General features: G+C 57.1%; 1 pseudogene. It reads left to right on the plus strand.

The window, feature by feature from the left end:
* Positions 1-189: 189 nt before the first annotated feature.
* Positions 190-352, plus strand: a pseudogene (locus tag EN857_RS36030) (VOC family protein); the annotation flags it as partial.

Here is a 352-nt window from a genome sequence, read left to right on the forward strand (position 1 = left end):
CAACACCCGGGCCAAGGCCCGGTTCCCCGCCCTTCCGATCCGAGCGATATGATGCTGCAGTGCGAAAGGCAAGGCGTTGGCAAAGCAAGCGCCGCCACTACAATCGATTAAGCAAAAGCTGCGTCAAAAAGACTTGCCGGTATCGGCCGCGCGATATAGAACATATCAAGAACAGAGTGGAGTAGCGTGATGAAACTCAACGGAAAACTCGACTATCTGGAACTGCCGGCCACCGGCGGAACTCTGGACAGCGTCAAATCCTTCTACAGCGCGGCGTTTTCCTGGTCGTTCACCGACTACGGGCCGACCTATTCCGCTTTTGCCGAAGGCCTGACGGCGGCTTCAGGCCGAT

It is taken from the genome of Mesorhizobium sp. M4B.F.Ca.ET.214.01.1.1, from assembly GCF_004791545.1.
Lineage (GTDB): Bacteria > Pseudomonadota > Alphaproteobacteria > Rhizobiales > Rhizobiaceae > Mesorhizobium > Mesorhizobium abyssinicae.